Source organism: Enterococcus sp. GPZ-007 (genome assembly GCF_059374735.1).
Genome location: NZ_JCAFYN010000145.1, coordinates 1 through 222 on the forward strand (window position 1 = coordinate 1; position 222 = coordinate 222).

Sequence of the window (222 nt, forward strand, 5' to 3'; positions counted from 1 at the left end):
GCGTGTGCACATTGAACCAGTGCGGGTTTTAAATAGACCCCCGCTCGAGAAATTCGAACAGATTTCTTCTTACCAGCTGAGTTATCACTATTAGGAGAAAGACCAGCCCAACAATTAAGTCTCTTAGAACTTGAAAACTGTGTCATATCTACCCCAATTTCAGAGATAATCTGGATGGCAGATTGACGGCCGATCCCCGGAATCGATTCTAATAATTGGATC

1 protein-coding gene is annotated in these 222 nt (G+C 43.2%); it reads right to left on the reverse strand.

The genetic code is table 11. The features are described 5' to 3' along the window. On the reverse strand, positions 1-222 hold a 222-nt coding region (locus AC4J95_RS21310), incomplete at both ends, for an IS110 family transposase (protein ID WP_494551567.1).